Raw genomic sequence first — 13021 nt, 5'->3', positions numbered from 1 at the left:
CGCTGTCGTGACGGTCAATTACGGGCCGCACAGGACAACAACCGGGGCCTGCGCTTGCACCAAGACAAGGCTCCTTTCACGAAAGGTGAAGCAATGAACACTTTTAAATCTCTGATCGGCGGCGTCGCTCTGTCCGTCGCGCTGGCAACTTCGACTTTGGCTGCAGGCGTGGAAATCAACGCCAGCTCGACCGGCTTGGCGATGCAGGGCTATGACCCGGTTGCCTACTTCACCGCCGGTGAAGCAACCAAGGGCGATTACCGCATCACCACGCTGCATGATGAAGCGCTGTACCGTTTCTCGTCGGAAGAAAACAAAGCCGCTTTTGAAGCCAACCCGGAGGCATACCTGCCCGCATACGGTGGCTACTGTGCATTTGGCGCGGCCATGGGCTTCAAGTTCGACGGCGACCCGAACCACTGGAAAATCGTTGACAACAAGCTGTACCTGAACCTGTCGCAAGATATCCAGGAACGTTGGGAAGGCGACATCCCGGGCTTCATCGAAAGCGCAAGCGCAAACTGGGAAACCATCGCTGACAAGACCCCTGCGGAGCTGCAAGCGCAATAATCCGCTGAAAATGTCAGGCGTGTCGGCGGCGGAGCGTTCCGTCGCCGCATGTCGTTTGAAGACCTCAGATCCTTTCCTATCTTTTCAGTATACCAAGTGCCCGGCTGAACAGGGCACAGGCGCTTGCCTGTATCTTTAAGCGCCGGATTTCGGGCTGGAATACGTAGAAATCAATGATCCGGTGACCAAGCTGGATCGTATCGGTTTGCATAGGTGAGCAGAGGCTCGCTCGTGCAGAGTTTCGAACGAAAGGAAATGAGATGACTTTGAAATTGGCTCTCATCGCAACAGCCGCGACACTGACGGCCGGATCAGCGCTGGCGCAATCTTCGGGCAATTGGACCGGCTTCTACGGTGGTCTGCAGTTGGGTTACATCGACGTGGACACCAACGTATCTGGCGTCGACGGAGACGGCGCAATCGGTGGTATTGTACTGGGTTACGACTATGATCTGGGAACCTGGGTTGTCGGCGGCGGCTTTGATTACGACTGGACCGATGTGGATCTGGCCGGAGCCGCTACCGTCGAAGACGTATGGCGCCTGAAAGCGCGCGCAGGGTACAAAGTTAACCCACAAGGTCTTCTATACGGCACGGTCGGGTATGCCGAAGCCGGGACAGACACCCTCGGCAGCGATGACGGCTGGTTCATCGGCGCAGGCTATGAGCAGATCGTGGCACCCAATGTGAGCATCGGTGGGGAACTGCTGTACCACGAATTCGACAATTTCAACGCAACTGGTGTGGATGTAGACGCAACCACATTGCAGATCCGGGCGACGTATCGGTTTTGATAACTGTTGTCTGAAAACTTATGACCCGGCTTTTTCAGCCGGGTCGCGTCTCACACATCCAAAATTGTACTGCCGGTTGTTTGCCGCGCCTCAAGCGCGCGATGCGCATCAGCGACCTGATCAAGCGCAAAGCGTTGATCCACATGGATCTTGACCTCACCGCCTTCAACTTTGCCAAATAGTCGTCGGGCCATTGCCTGACACACCGCATGATCCGAGATATGCGTAAACAGCGTGGGCCGGGTGATCTTAAGTGAACCCTTTTGACCCAGAACACCGATATTGAAGGGCGGCACCGGGCCCGAAGCATTTCCGAAAGAAATCATCATGCCCAGCGGCTTGAGGGAATCCAAAGATCCCTCGAACGTGTCCGCCCCAACGGAATCCATCACCACATCCACACCCTGCCCCTTGGTGATCTCGGCCACGTGCTCGGCGAAATTTTCAGTCCGGTAGTTGATGCAATGCGCAGCCCCGTTGAAACGGGCCAGGCTGCATTTTTCATCACTTCCAGCCGTGCCGATCAATGTGATCCCCTCGGATTTTGCCCATTGGCAGGCGATCAGTCCGACACCACCAGCGGCGGCATGGAACAGGACAGTATCGCCGCGTTTCAACGGAGTCGTTCGATGAAACAGGTATTCCACCGTTAATCCTTTAAGCATCATCGCCGCAGCAGTCTGAAATGTAATGTCATCTGGCAAGGGGCAAACCTGCGCTGCTGGCATCACACGGGCCTCGCAATAGGCCCCCGACGGTGCCGCAGCATATGCAGCCCGCTGTCCCGGTGCCAGATGCGTTACGCCCTCGCCAACAGCCTCGACAACACCTGCGGCCTCCATGCCCAGCGCGTGCGGAAGATCCAGAGGGTACAAGCCAGTCCGTTGATATACATCGATAAAATTTAGACCACAGGCTTCGTGACGAATTCGGATTTCCCCCGGTCCGGGGTCACCGAGCGGTCTGTCTTCGATCCGCAGAACGTCGGGGCCGCCAAACTCATGAATTATAACTGTTTTTGCTGTATTCTGCATCCTGACCTCCTCTTGCCTGCCCTCAAGCTAACATGACTTCGACGCAGGGCAATCCGTGCGATGCCAGACTATTGATCTGGATTTCGCAAAACTGTGCTATACTGCAATCAGGCGTTGCCGGCTGGTCCGGCCACGGGCAACGTGATGCCGGATCCGCCCCGCGGCGCAGTTTTCGCCAGGGAAGGGGAGGAAAATGGCCAAAACAATCGGAAACCCGATCAGCTGGACCGCCCGAAATCTCGGGGCGGCAGGTGATCATGTCACTGAAAGCGTCTCGCGCCTGGGCAGCGCGGACACCAAAAAGCTGCCATTGGTGCAAACCTTGACGCTGCAAGACCTGCGCGCCTGTCTGCGCGCGGGCTATGACGACTTTCTCGAAACACGGGCGGATGCCGTGTTCATTGTGTTGATCTACCCGATCGCAGGGCTCTTGATGTTCGGCTTTGCTTTGAACATGAATCTGGTGCCGCTTATGGCTCCGCTTGTCGCCGGCTTTGCCTTGATCGGGCCAGTCGCCGCTGTTGGGCTTTACGAGATTAGCCGCAAGCGTGAACAGGGCAGTGCGGTGCATTGGTTGGATGCGTTCGGTGTCTTCAGATCACCGTCCTTCGGTGCAATTCTGGTACTTGGGTTCTACCTTGTCATGCTGCTTTTGGTCTGGCTGATGGTCGCACAAGCCATTCATACTTATACAATGGGCCCTGAAGTACCCGCATCCCTTGGTGCATTTGCCACACAGGTTCTCACCACTTCTGCGGGATGGACGATGATTGTCGCCGGAACCGCTGTTGGTTTTGTGTTTGCCCTGTGCGCATTGGCGGTCAGCGTTGTCAGCTTTCCATTGCTGCTGGACCGCAAGGTGGGGCTGCCGGTGGCAGTTGTGACATCGTTTCGTGTTTTGCGTGAGAACCCCGGCGTCATCCTGACATGGGGCTTCATCGTGGCGGCGCTGCTGTTTCTGGGCGCCTTGCCGATGCTATTGGGTCTGATCGTGGTAGTACCCGTTCTGGGCCACGCCACATGGCATCTATACCGCCGCGCGGTTGCGTGAAGGCGCGGGACAAGCCCGCGCATTTGACACTTAGTCCGCAACCTTGAGGACGATCTTGCCGATATGGCCAGAGCTTTCCATGCGCGCATGGGCTGCCGCCGCCTCGGCCAGTTCAAATTCACTGTCCATAACTGGGGCAACTTTGCCAGCGTCGAGCAGAGGCCAAACGGCTTCGCGCAGATCCTGCGCAATTTGTGCCTTGGCCAAATCGCTCTGCGGGCGCAGGGTACTGCCAGTCAGGGTCAAACGTTTGACCATCATCATCGCAAAGTTCAGCTCGACCTTCGGACCTTGCAGGAACGCGATCTGTACCAGACGTCCATCCTCGGCCAACGCTTTGACGTTGCGTGGGATGTAATCCCCACCCACCATATCAAGGATCAGGTTCGCCCCGCCCTCGGCCCGCATGGTGGCCACAAAATCTTCATCGCGATAGTTGATTGCCTTTTCCGCACCCAGCTTGACGCAAGCCTCACATTTCTCATCGGACCCAGCGGTCGCAAAGACACGTGCACCAAAAGCATTGGCCAGTTGGATTGCGGTTGTTCCGATCCCGCTGGAGCCGCCATGGACCAGAAACCGCTCACCCGCTTTCAGACCGCCACGTGTGAACACGTTGGACCAGACGGTGAAAAAGGTTTCCGGCAGGCAAGCGGCTTCTTTCATTCCCATCCCCGCCGGGACCGGTAGGCAATGCGCAGCAGCCGTGGCGACGTATTCGGCATAGCCCCCACCCGGCAACAACGCACAAACCTTGTCGCCGACTGACAACCCCTCGACCCCTGCACCGACCGAGACCACTTCGCCCGACGCCTCAAGCCCCGGCAGGTCGCTGGCACCCGGAGGCGGATCATAGGCCCCTGCGCGCTGCAACGCATCAGGACGGTTCACACCGGCATAGGCGACTTTCAGTACAACCTGTCCGTCACCCGGTTCCGGGATCGGTCGTTCGGTCAGTTGTAAAACATCAGGACCACCCGGTTTGGTGATCTCAACAGCGCGCATCATCTGGGTCATAGGCACCTCCTTTGCGCAATGCCTAGCAGGCATACGGGCCGGGGCCTAGCGCCAAGATGCCCTACTTTCGAGGGTTCAACATGCCCGGAAGATCGGCCCGCATTCTCATGGGTGCTTTCACCTGCCCGGCCAGCCAGTTCGGAACCGCCAGAAACGGTTTCAACACCGGATTGTCGCGTACCTGCGCCTTGAGCTTTTCAAACTCCATGACATTTGCGATCCGGCGGTCCAGGAATTCCCACGTGCGCTGATGGTCGGGGCTGTCATCGCCCAGCCAAAACAGCAACGTCGACGAATAGACCCCCGACAGAGTGGCACGTTTGGTGTACCAATTCACATCGTCCGATGTGTCGCCCAGCGCATCCCAGATCAGATCGCAGGTTTGCCAAACCGCCTTGGCCCCATCCGCCGCATGGGTCGGCAGGGAAAACAAGGTCATGCCACGGCGTACCAACTCTTTGTCTTCGACCGCCTGCAACCGGAACCGAACCGCAGCTGCAATCTTGTCGCGGAATTTCAACTCGCTCAGATCTTCGGACTTGATACGATCCAACATCGCCTGATCGCCGCGTGCGTGGTAAGCCAGCGCCAGATCAACCGCCCCGCGTGGACAGATCGCACGGGCCAGACCATCATCCAGGTCACAATCGGAAATAGAGGCACGAAAACTGGTTTCCGACCAGCCGTCGAAGGGAACATGGATCAGCATCGCATCCAAAAGCTGCTGCTTTGCATCTTCATATGTGGTCGTCATGGCGGTTCTCCGGTTGTCGGGCCCAGTACTAGACAAGTTAGGGCGGCTTTGCTATACGGCCAACTCCTGCAATTTCCTTGCAACTCTATCTAGAAAGGTGGTGACAACCACATGCAGGTTAGTGTTCGCGACAATAACGTCGATCAGGCGCTTCGTGCCCTGAAGAAAAAGCTGCAGCGCGAAGGCGTGTTCCGTGAAATGAAGCTGAAGCAACATTTCGAGAAACCGTCCGAGAAAAAAGCGCGTGAGAAAGCTGAAGCGATTCGTCGTGCCCGTAAACTGGCACGCAAGAAAGCCCAGCGCGAAGGTCTGCTCTAAGACTTTCCTCATCCAGCTTTGGATGACACTATTTGACGACCCCCGAGGCCCCGCCCGGGGGTTTGTCGTTTCAAGGGTGGGTTTTATTCCGCCGACTCGTGCTTCAGGGTGTGCGACAAGCCGCCATTTCCCCACCAGCAACATTTTGCCCGGCGTTTTGCAGCGCAGCGAATCCCGCTATGGTAGCATTGCCCCGCCAGAATTCGCCTAATATTTCTGCGCCTCTATCTGACCTCAGCAAGCCGCTTGTAACTGGCGACGTCCAACCGGACGACACTTACAAACGGAGGCTACCATGTCGACTGCAAGTCAAATCGAGCAAGAAATGCTGGCGCTGATCAACGCCGAGCGCACATCACGCGGGCTTACCCCACTGCAACTGGAAACACAGCTGAACGACTCATCCGAAGATCACAGCAGCTGGATGCTGGACACCGACACGTTCAGCCATACAGGCCAAGGCGGTTCTAGTGCGACACAGCGTATGCAGGATGCAGGTTTTGATCTGTCCGGCAGCTGGCGCACTGGCGAGAATATCGCCTGGCAATCAGAACGCGGCGAGCCCGGCATCAGCGATGACGTCGCGCAGTTGCACGAAAACCTGATGAACAGCCCGGGACACCGAGCAAACATTCTGAACCCTGATTTCGAATATATTGGCATCGGCATTGAAACCGGTGACATGCAAGGATTCGACGCGGTGATGGTCACTCAGAATTTCGCGGCCACTGACAGCGCTGTGATGCTGGACAACGGGAACGCTCCGGTTCCACCTGTGGACGATGTGGCGGACCCCCAAGACCCGGACGCCGAGACGCCCGACACCGATGTGGCCGAACCCGAGGATCCGGATACCGAGACGCCCGACACCGATGTGGCCGAGCCTGAGGAGCCTGATGCTGAAACGCCTGACACCGACGTGGCCGAGCCCGAGGACCCGGATGCCGAAACGCCTGACACCGACGTGGCCGAGCCAACCCCCGAGACACCGGTCGGTGAAGAACCTGACGGATGTTTCGACGTGACAGCCTTCCTGGCCGAACTGGAAGCTTTCCTGGATAACGTTCTGGCGCAGATTGATCAGTTCCACTGGGAGACAGACGACATGACGCCGTCGGATATGGCCGAGGATGACATGCAGGATACAGACACCGACGACATGGACATTGTTGAGGTCGATGACATGGACCCGGTCGAAGCCCCCGTTGACGACTATGCCGGCTCGGACGGAACAGATGACGCAGACATCTATGTATTCAATTTCTGGGGCACGGGCTGCATGATCGAAGCAGCCTGATAGCAGCTGAGGTGCGGGGCGGCTGGCTCGCCCCGCATGGCGCCATCAGTAAATCTTTGGCACGTACAATTCATCCGGCAAAACGCGACGCTCGTATTCCGGGTTATATCGGCGGTCAGGCAGATTGACTTTTTCCTGTGGCACATCCGTGTATGGAACTTTCGTCAAAAGATGCTCGATACAGTTCAACCGCTCGCGCTTTTTGTCATTGCCTTCGACAATGTACCAAGGGGCTTCGGGAATATTGGTCCGGAAGAGCATATCCTCTTTCGCCTTGGTATAAGATTCCCAACGGATGCGGGATTCCAGATCCATCGGCGACAGCTTCCACTGTTTCATCGGGTCGTGAATCCGCATGAGGAATCGCAATTGCTGTTCTTCATCCGTGATCGAGAACCAGTATTTCAGCAGAATAATCCCTGATCGCACCAACATCCGTTCGAATTCGGGAACGTCCTGAAAAAACTGTTCAACCTGATCCTCGGACGCAAAACCCATCACCCGTTCAACGCCTGCGCGGTTGTACCATGACCGATCGAACAGCACGATCTCACCAGCCGCAGGCAGATGCGGCACGTAACGCTGAAAATACCACTGGCTCTGCTCGCGACGGCTGGGCGCGGGCAGGGCGACCACACGCGCGACACGTGGATTCAAGCGCTGGGTGATCCGTTTGATCACGCCCCCCTTGCCCGCGCTGTCGCGACCTTCGAACAGAATACAGACCTTGGCACCGGTGTGCTGAACCCAATCCTGCACTTTGATCAGCTCAGCTTGCAGGCGCAGCAGGTTGCGGAAATAGACCTTACGATCCAGCATATCCGGGTGTTGTTCCCGATAGATCTTCCGCACTTCCATCGACAGCATCGGTTCGCTGAACTCGATCTCAAAATCTTCGTCCAACGTGTCTTCCAATTCGGCCTCAAGCCAATCTTTGGGTCCACCGTTGTTTTCGTAAGCCAAGGTCAGCTCCTTTTTTGTTATCGGGTTCGAACCATATCGGGCCTGTGTAACCGCCTGACGTCATCAGATAAATTGATGCAAGACGATGACGCCCAATGCTGCCGAAATCTCCGAAAATCCAGTCGGCGCGGGCATATGGTCTTTCCCCCAAATGTGAACGTCCAACCCAGAGGTTACAAGCGTCAGAATTGACGCAAGGCAGAACACAGGAACGCGCAGCGTGCTGAATGCTTGCATTGCCTCGATTTTGTGCGGCAAGACTGTCTGGACTTACAGGATGCAAAGCGCGTGACGTTCTTTCTTTCTCTCTTACCGACGATTTGGCCTTGGTTGATTCTGATCGCCGCGCAGGTAACTGCGCTTGTGGGGCACTGGGCGGTCGCGCTGTCACTGCTGGTTCTGTTTGCAAGCATCGCCTCAGCAACGGGGCTGATGTCACTTCTGGCTATTGCGGCTGTGGTCGGTGGGCTGGCCGGAGCCGCCTTGCTGCCGCACCTCCAAGGGCGGCTTGCGGTCGCAGGACACGCGCTTTTGATCCTGTGGTGTCTGGCCATGGGGGCGCATCTTCTGCCCGGATTTCAGAACCTGAAAGTGTTGGATCAGGTACAGGCCGGTGCCGCCAGCACAGGGTTCACAATGCACCTGAATCTGGACAAACCGATGGTCTTCTTTGCCGTTCTTTTGGCTTGGCCCGGGATGTTTCAAAGCACCATTCAGACCAAATTCGGCCCGCTGGCAGCTGGGCTGCTGCTTTTGCCGGGGCTGTTTCTTTTGGGTCTTGTTGTCGGCGCGATACAGCCAGAGTTTTCGATCCCACCGTGGTGGCTGGTCTTTGTCCTGTCCAACTTGTTTTTGACCTGCCTGACGGAAGAAGCCTTCTTTCGTGGCTACCTGCAATCCGCCATCACCTCACGTCTTGGTGCGGTAGGAGGCGTGATTGCGGCTAGCCTGCTGTTTGGGTTGGCTCACTTTGGCGGAGGACCGACACTTGTGGTCTTTGCCTCAATTCTCGGGTTGGCCTGTGGCTTGGGGTATTACGCAACACAGCGGCTTTGGGTGCCCGTTGCAATGCATTTCGGGTTCAACCTTGTGCACCTGCTGCTGTTCACCTATCCCGGCCCCGCCTGAAAGTCAGACCGGCAGAGCGGTAGTCTTGAACACTGTGCGCAAAGCAAACGAGCTTTGCATCTGAGCCACCCCGGGCAATCGCGACAGATATTGCCGGTGAATGCGCGCAAAATCCTCGGTGTTTTCGGCCACCACTTTCAGGATATAGTCCGCCGTCCCGGCCATCAGGTGGCACTCCAATACGTCGGGAATACGCGCCACTGCCTTTTCAAAGGAATCCAAAACCTCTTCGGCCTGTCCTTGCAGGGTAATCTCGACAAAGACGGTTGTAGGCACGTTCATCTTGCGGGCATCCAGCAACGCCACATAGTTGCGGATGAACCCCTCAACCTCGAGACGCTGAACACGCCGATGGCAGGCAGACGGCGACAGGTTGACCTGCTCGGACAGCTCCGAATTCGACATCCGGCCGTTTTTCTGGAGGGCGGCCAGAATCTTTCTATCAGTCGTATCTAAGGCCATTCGTGCAATTCCTTTGCGGGATTTACACTTTATATAGGAGATTCTTCCAAAGAAAATTCCCACGGCACGTTTTCTTTCACAGAAATTGCGCACCGGAATGCACATAATTTAAGCAGTTTATGAACGGAGACCACCATGAAAATCGGTTGCCCCAAGGAAATCAAACCTCAGGAATTCCGCGTCGGCATGACGCCCAACGCCGCTCAGGAAGCGGTTGCCCGCGGTCACGAAGTGCTGATCGAAACCGGTGCAGGCATCGGCGCTGGTTTTGACAATGACGCGTACGTTGCAGCAGGCGCACGCATCCTCGACACCGCAGAAGAAGTGTTCGCCACCGCTGACATGATCGTTAAGGTCAAGGAACCGCAAGCTGTCGAACGCAAGATGCTGCGTGAAGGTCAGCTGCTGTTCACCTACCTGCATCTGGCACCCGACCCAGAGCAAACCCATGACCTGCTGGAATCAGGCTGTACAGCAATCGCCTATGAAACCGTAACCGATGCCAATGGCGGTCTTCCTCTGCTGGCGCCGATGTCCGAAGTCGCTGGTCGTCTGGCGCCTCAGGTCGGCTCGTGGACCCTGCAAAAAGCCAATGGTGGACGCGGTGTTCTGATGGGCGGCGTTCCCGGTGTGGGCCCGGCCAAAGTCGTCGTGATCGGTGGCGGTGTCGTGGGTACGCACGCAGCCAAGATCGCGGCTGGCATGGGCGCAGACGTCACCGTTCTAGACCGCTCTCTGCCGCGGCTGCGTTATCTGGATGATGTCTTTGGTGGGACATTCAAGAACCAATATTCAACGGCGGGCGCCACGGCCGAGCTGATCCGGGATGCCGATATGGTCATCGGTGCCGTTCTGATCCCTGGCGCTGCGGCTCCTAAACTTGTATCGCGCGCTCAATTGTCGACCATGAAGCCTGGCGCGGTCCTGGTTGATGTCGCCATCGATCAGGGCGGGTGCTTCGAGACTTCGAAAGCCACCACCCATGCCGACCCGATCTACGATGTCGATGGCATCATGCATTACTGCGTGGCAAACATGCCCGGTGCTGTGGCGCGTACTTCGACCATCGCATTGGGCAACGCCACGATGCCCTTCATGCTGTCTCTGGCAGACAAAGGCTGGAAACAGGCATGTCAGGACGATCCGCACCTTCTGGAAGGTCTGAACGTTCATGCAGGGCAGCTGACTTACTATGCCGTCGGCAAAGCCCTGGGTATTGACGTGGTTTCGCCCAACGTGGTGGTCAAGTCATAAGCAAAGATGGTTCTGAACCACAGTTTACAAACCAAAAAAGCACCGCGCTTTCGCGCGGTGCCCAGCCCAACAGGATAATGGCAAATTTTATGCCCGGTTGACAGGCAGGAGCCGTCACCCCTGTTTCTGAATTTCCACTGCGTGTGGGTAAGGGATCGAGATACCCTTGTCGTCAAAGGCTTCTTTCACAGCCTTGGTCAGTTCGAATTTGGCATCCCAATAATCCGCCGCATCACACCAGAGCCGCGCCGTCAGGTCCACTGAACTGTCCCCAAGATTGGTGACCTTGACCCAGGGCTCGGGATCGCTATGAATGCGGTCGTCCGCTTTCGCCACGTCCAAGATGATCTGCATCGCCTTGTCCGCACTGTCACCATAATCAATACCGAACACCAGATCGACGCGACGCGTGTCATGTGCCGAAAAGTTGGTGATGATCGATCCCCAGGACTGACCGTTCGGGACAATGATCTGAACGTTGTCAGGGGTTACCAGTTCGGTGGTGAACAGGTTCAAATCCTTCACGGTTCCTGCTGTGCCGCCAATATCCACATACTGACCCAGTTTGTAGGGTCGGAAGACGACCAGCATGACACCGGCAGCCAAATCGCTGAGCGTGCCTTGCAGCGCCAGACCGATGGCCAGCGAAGCGGCACCCAGTATGGCAACGATGCTTGTGGCTTCGATCCCAAAGATGCCAAGAACGGCAACCAGAACCATGGCCAGTATGGCCCATTTGACAAGGCTCGCCATAAAGTTCCCGAGTGTGGGATCGATATGTGGCGTCGAATTGATCCGGCGGCGCACCATGCCACCGATTGCGCCGGCTACAATCCAGCCTAGGATCAGAACGACAAGCGCCTTGACTGCATTCATGATCAGCGGGGCGTATGCGCCCACCTGTGTTACGACCTCATCCACGCGCATCTCCTTTCAACAGCAAGAAACCCGCGAGGTTTTCGCGGGGGTCACCGGATTGTGAGCTAAGATTGCGTTTCGGTCTAGGTGCGACTTTCGCCGGATTTCCCCGTTGTTCGTCAAAAAACACGGCCTGACCGGAAATGCACAGGGCAAAGGGCTTACATGATCGCAGTTTGATCCCTAGCTTTGACGAGATATCCAATCAGGAGCCCCCAATGCTGGACAACAAACCTCATCCGATCATGGCCCGCTGGCCTGCCCAATCCCCGGACAAGATCCAACTGTACTCCTATCCAACCCCAAACGGCGTCAAAGCGTCGATCATGCTTGAGGAAACCGGCCTGCCTTACGAGGCTCATCTGGTGACGCTCGCGGATGCGGATGTCAAAAGCCCCGAGTTTCTATCGCTGAACCCGAACAACAAAATCCCTGCTATCATCGATCCCAACGGCCCCGATGGTGAACCGCTTGCCTTGTTCGAAAGCGGCGCCATCCTGCTGTACCTGGCAGAGAAGTCCGGCAAGTTATTGGGTGAAAGCGCCGCCGACAAACACCGCATCACCCAGTGGCTGATGTTTCAGATGGGCGGGGTCGGTCCGATGTTCGGCCAGCTGGGCTTTTTCCACAAATTTGCGGGCAGCGAGATCGAAGACCCCCGCCCGCGCGAACGCTATATCAACGAGGCGAAACGCCTGTTGAACGTGGTCAACACCCAGCTTGAAGGGCAAGATTGGATCGCAGGCGACTATTCAATCGCTGACATTGCCCTTGCGCCATGGCTGAACGCGTTGGATTTCTACGGCACGAAAGACGTTGTCGGCTGGGACGACTACGCCAATGCTGTCGCCTATGTCGACCGTTTCATGCAACGTCCGGCGGTTCAGCGCGGCAAGGTCATACCTGCGCGCGGCTAAACGATCGAATTTTTGGAAGGGTGCCTGTCGCGGCACCCTTTTTGCATGTCTCAACCGGGCAGCGCGCCTGTCAGCACATAGCGCAGAATTTTCACAACCTGAGCAGGTTCTTCGGCCACTGCAAGCGCGGCCGCGTCGACTTCTTTCAACGCATGCTGATGATCCGGGCCGTGCAGAACAATGATCGACTTGCCAAGTGCCGCAGCATAACCCGCGTCAAAGGCTGCGTTCCACTGTTTGTACTTGTCTCCAAACCGAACAACCACGACGTCCGCATCCGCAATCCCCTTGCGCGTGCGGATCGCGTTGACCATCGCGCCCTTATGGTCGTGCCAATATTTGTTCGGCTCGGCCCCTAGAATGGCGACACCGCAATCATCGCTGGCAGCATGATCGGTCACAGGGCTGTTGAATGTCACATCCAACCCTTGCGCACCCTCAATGATCTGTTCCCGCCAGTCGGTGTGAATTTCGCCCGAGAGGTAAACGTTCAGCATATTCAGTCCTCCGCAAATACAGAAAGGGCGCCGCCGCCCCTTCATCT

At 56.8% G+C, this 13021-nt stretch carries 15 protein-coding genes; 8 read left to right on the top strand and 7 right to left on the bottom strand.

Translation table 11 applies throughout. The features are described from left to right. Positions 1 to 93: 93 nt before the first annotated feature. Both GS636_RS07755 and GS636_RS07750 read left to right on the top strand, forming a co-directional pair. Positions 94 to 570 carry a YHS domain-containing (seleno)protein gene (locus GS636_RS07755; RefSeq protein WP_171093801.1) on the top strand — a complete coding sequence of 159 codons (477 nt, stop codon included), beginning with the start codon at positions 94 to 96 and terminating at the stop codon, positions 568 to 570. Between the two features lie 260 nt (positions 571 to 830). Continuing rightward, positions 831 to 1364: an outer membrane protein gene (locus tag GS636_RS07750; protein ID WP_171093803.1), complete on the top strand. Its 534-nt coding sequence runs from the start codon at positions 831 to 833 to the stop codon at positions 1362 to 1364. 50 nt (positions 1365 to 1414) lie between these two features. Here the strand turns inward: GS636_RS07750 and GS636_RS07745 are convergent, their stop codons facing one another. Next, positions 1415 to 2398: a quinone oxidoreductase gene (locus tag GS636_RS07745; protein ID WP_171669053.1), complete on the bottom strand. Its 984-nt coding sequence runs from the start codon at positions 2396 to 2398 to the stop codon at positions 1415 to 1417. Positions 2399 to 2591: 193 nt separating this feature from the next. On the opposite strand from GS636_RS07745, the gene GS636_RS07740 reads away from it, so the two are divergent. Then, the gene (locus GS636_RS07740) at positions 2592 to 3449 is read left to right on the top strand and encodes a DUF2189 domain-containing protein (protein WP_171669052.1); all 858 of its coding nucleotides are present in this window, start codon (positions 2592 to 2594) and stop codon (positions 3447 to 3449) included. Between the two features lie 30 nt (positions 3450 to 3479). Here GS636_RS07740 and GS636_RS07735 read toward each other — a convergent pair whose 3' ends face one another. Further along, complete coding sequence (locus GS636_RS07735; protein ID WP_171669051.1) at positions 3480 to 4466, bottom strand: NAD(P)H-quinone oxidoreductase; 987 nt, start codon at positions 4464 to 4466, stop codon at positions 3480 to 3482. A 61-nt stretch (positions 4467 to 4527) separates the two neighbouring features. Then, the gene (locus GS636_RS07730) at positions 4528 to 5220 is read right to left on the bottom strand and encodes a COQ9 family protein (protein ID WP_171183840.1); all 693 of its coding nucleotides are present in this window, start codon (positions 5218 to 5220) and stop codon (positions 4528 to 4530) included. A gap of 111 nt (positions 5221 to 5331) precedes the next feature. On the opposite strand from GS636_RS07730, the gene rpsU reads away from it, so the two are divergent. Together rpsU and GS636_RS07720 are read left to right on the top strand one after the other, a co-directional pair. After that, positions 5332 to 5538, top strand: a complete 207-nt coding sequence (rpsU, locus tag GS636_RS07725) for a 30S ribosomal protein S21 (protein ID WP_005614280.1) — start codon at positions 5332 to 5334, stop codon at positions 5536 to 5538. Between the two features lie 295 nt (positions 5539 to 5833). After that, positions 5834 to 6835, top strand: a complete 1002-nt coding sequence (locus GS636_RS07720) for a CAP domain-containing protein (protein WP_171669050.1) — start codon at positions 5834 to 5836, stop codon at positions 6833 to 6835. 45 nt (positions 6836 to 6880) lie between these two features. Here the strand turns inward: GS636_RS07720 and ppk2 are convergent, their stop codons facing one another. Then, positions 6881 to 7798 carry a polyphosphate kinase 2 gene (gene ppk2 / locus GS636_RS07715; protein ID WP_171183836.1) on the bottom strand — a complete coding sequence of 306 codons (918 nt, stop codon included), beginning with the start codon at positions 7796 to 7798 and terminating at the stop codon, positions 6881 to 6883. Between the two features lie 288 nt (positions 7799 to 8086). On the opposite strand from ppk2, the gene GS636_RS22875 reads away from it, so the two are divergent. After that, complete coding sequence (locus tag GS636_RS22875; protein ID WP_171669049.1) at positions 8087 to 8926, top strand: CPBP family intramembrane glutamic endopeptidase; 840 nt, start codon at positions 8087 to 8089, stop codon at positions 8924 to 8926. Between the two features lie 3 nt (positions 8927 to 8929). Here the strand turns inward: GS636_RS22875 and GS636_RS07705 are convergent, their stop codons facing one another. Next, a complete protein-coding gene (locus GS636_RS07705) occupies positions 8930 to 9388 on the bottom strand; it encodes an Lrp/AsnC family transcriptional regulator (RefSeq protein ID WP_171093819.1) in 459 nt (152 codons plus the stop codon). Positions 9389 to 9523: 135 nt separating this feature from the next. Here GS636_RS07705 and ald point away from each other — a divergent pair, with 135 nt between their 5' ends. Further along, a complete protein-coding gene (ald, locus tag GS636_RS07700; protein ID WP_171669048.1) occupies positions 9524 to 10642 on the top strand; it encodes an alanine dehydrogenase in 1119 nt (372 codons plus the stop codon). A gap of 114 nt (positions 10643 to 10756) precedes the next feature. Here ald and GS636_RS07695 read toward each other — a convergent pair whose 3' ends face one another. After that, positions 10757 to 11569, bottom strand: a complete 813-nt coding sequence (locus GS636_RS07695) for a mechanosensitive ion channel family protein (protein WP_216600425.1) — start codon at positions 11567 to 11569, stop codon at positions 10757 to 10759. Positions 11570 to 11778: 209 nt separating this feature from the next. Here GS636_RS07695 and GS636_RS07690 point away from each other — a divergent pair, with 209 nt between their 5' ends. Beyond that, positions 11779 to 12477, top strand: coding sequence for a glutathione S-transferase family protein (locus GS636_RS07690; protein WP_171093826.1), 699 nt, complete (start codon positions 11779 to 11781; stop codon positions 12475 to 12477). Between the two features lie 50 nt (positions 12478 to 12527). Here GS636_RS07690 and GS636_RS07685 read toward each other — a convergent pair whose 3' ends face one another. Continuing rightward, a complete protein-coding gene (locus GS636_RS07685) occupies positions 12528 to 12974 on the bottom strand; it encodes a YtoQ family protein (protein ID WP_171669047.1) in 447 nt (148 codons plus the stop codon). Positions 12975 to 13021: the final 47 nt, after the last annotated feature.

This window comes from Ruegeria sp. HKCCD4884, from assembly GCF_013110855.1.
In the GTDB taxonomy this organism is placed as follows: Bacteria; Pseudomonadota; Alphaproteobacteria; order Rhodobacterales; family Rhodobacteraceae; genus Ruegeria.
Note: the sequence above shows the minus strand (reverse complement) of the source record. Positions and strands in the feature narration are given on the sequence as shown.

What these genes read in the sequence shown, in the direction of transcription:
- GS636_RS07735 (WP_171669051.1), bottom strand. Translation starts at nt 4,466, where the DNA reads ATGACCCAGATGATGCGCGCTGTTGAGATCACCAAACCGGGTGGTCCT.
- ald (WP_171669048.1), top strand. Translation starts at nt 9,524, where the DNA reads ATGAAAATCGGTTGCCCCAAGGAAATCAAACCTCAGGAATTCCGCGTC.
- GS636_RS07690 (WP_171093826.1), top strand. Translation starts at nt 11,779, where the DNA reads ATGCTGGACAACAAACCTCATCCGATCATGGCCCGCTGGCCTGCCCAA.
- GS636_RS07695 (WP_216600425.1), bottom strand. Translation starts at nt 11,569, where the DNA reads ATGCGCGTGGATGAGGTCGTAACACAGGTGGGCGCATACGCCCCGCTG.
- GS636_RS07755 (WP_171093801.1), top strand. Translation starts at nt 94, where the DNA reads ATGAACACTTTTAAATCTCTGATCGGCGGCGTCGCTCTGTCCGTCGCG.
- GS636_RS07720 (WP_171669050.1), top strand. Translation starts at nt 5,834, where the DNA reads ATGTCGACTGCAAGTCAAATCGAGCAAGAAATGCTGGCGCTGATCAAC.
- GS636_RS07685 (WP_171669047.1), bottom strand. Translation starts at nt 12,974, where the DNA reads ATGCTGAACGTTTACCTCTCGGGCGAAATTCACACCGACTGGCGGGAA.
- rpsU (WP_005614280.1), top strand. Translation starts at nt 5,332, where the DNA reads ATGCAGGTTAGTGTTCGCGACAATAACGTCGATCAGGCGCTTCGTGCC.
- GS636_RS07730 (WP_171183840.1), bottom strand. Translation starts at nt 5,220, where the DNA reads ATGACGACCACATATGAAGATGCAAAGCAGCAGCTTTTGGATGCGATG.
- GS636_RS07745 (WP_171669053.1), bottom strand. Translation starts at nt 2,398, where the DNA reads ATGCAGAATACAGCAAAAACAGTTATAATTCATGAGTTTGGCGGCCCC.
- GS636_RS07705 (WP_171093819.1), bottom strand. Translation starts at nt 9,388, where the DNA reads ATGGCCTTAGATACGACTGATAGAAAGATTCTGGCCGCCCTCCAGAAA.
- GS636_RS07740 (WP_171669052.1), top strand. Translation starts at nt 2,592, where the DNA reads ATGGCCAAAACAATCGGAAACCCGATCAGCTGGACCGCCCGAAATCTC.
- GS636_RS07750 (WP_171093803.1), top strand. Translation starts at nt 831, where the DNA reads ATGACTTTGAAATTGGCTCTCATCGCAACAGCCGCGACACTGACGGCC.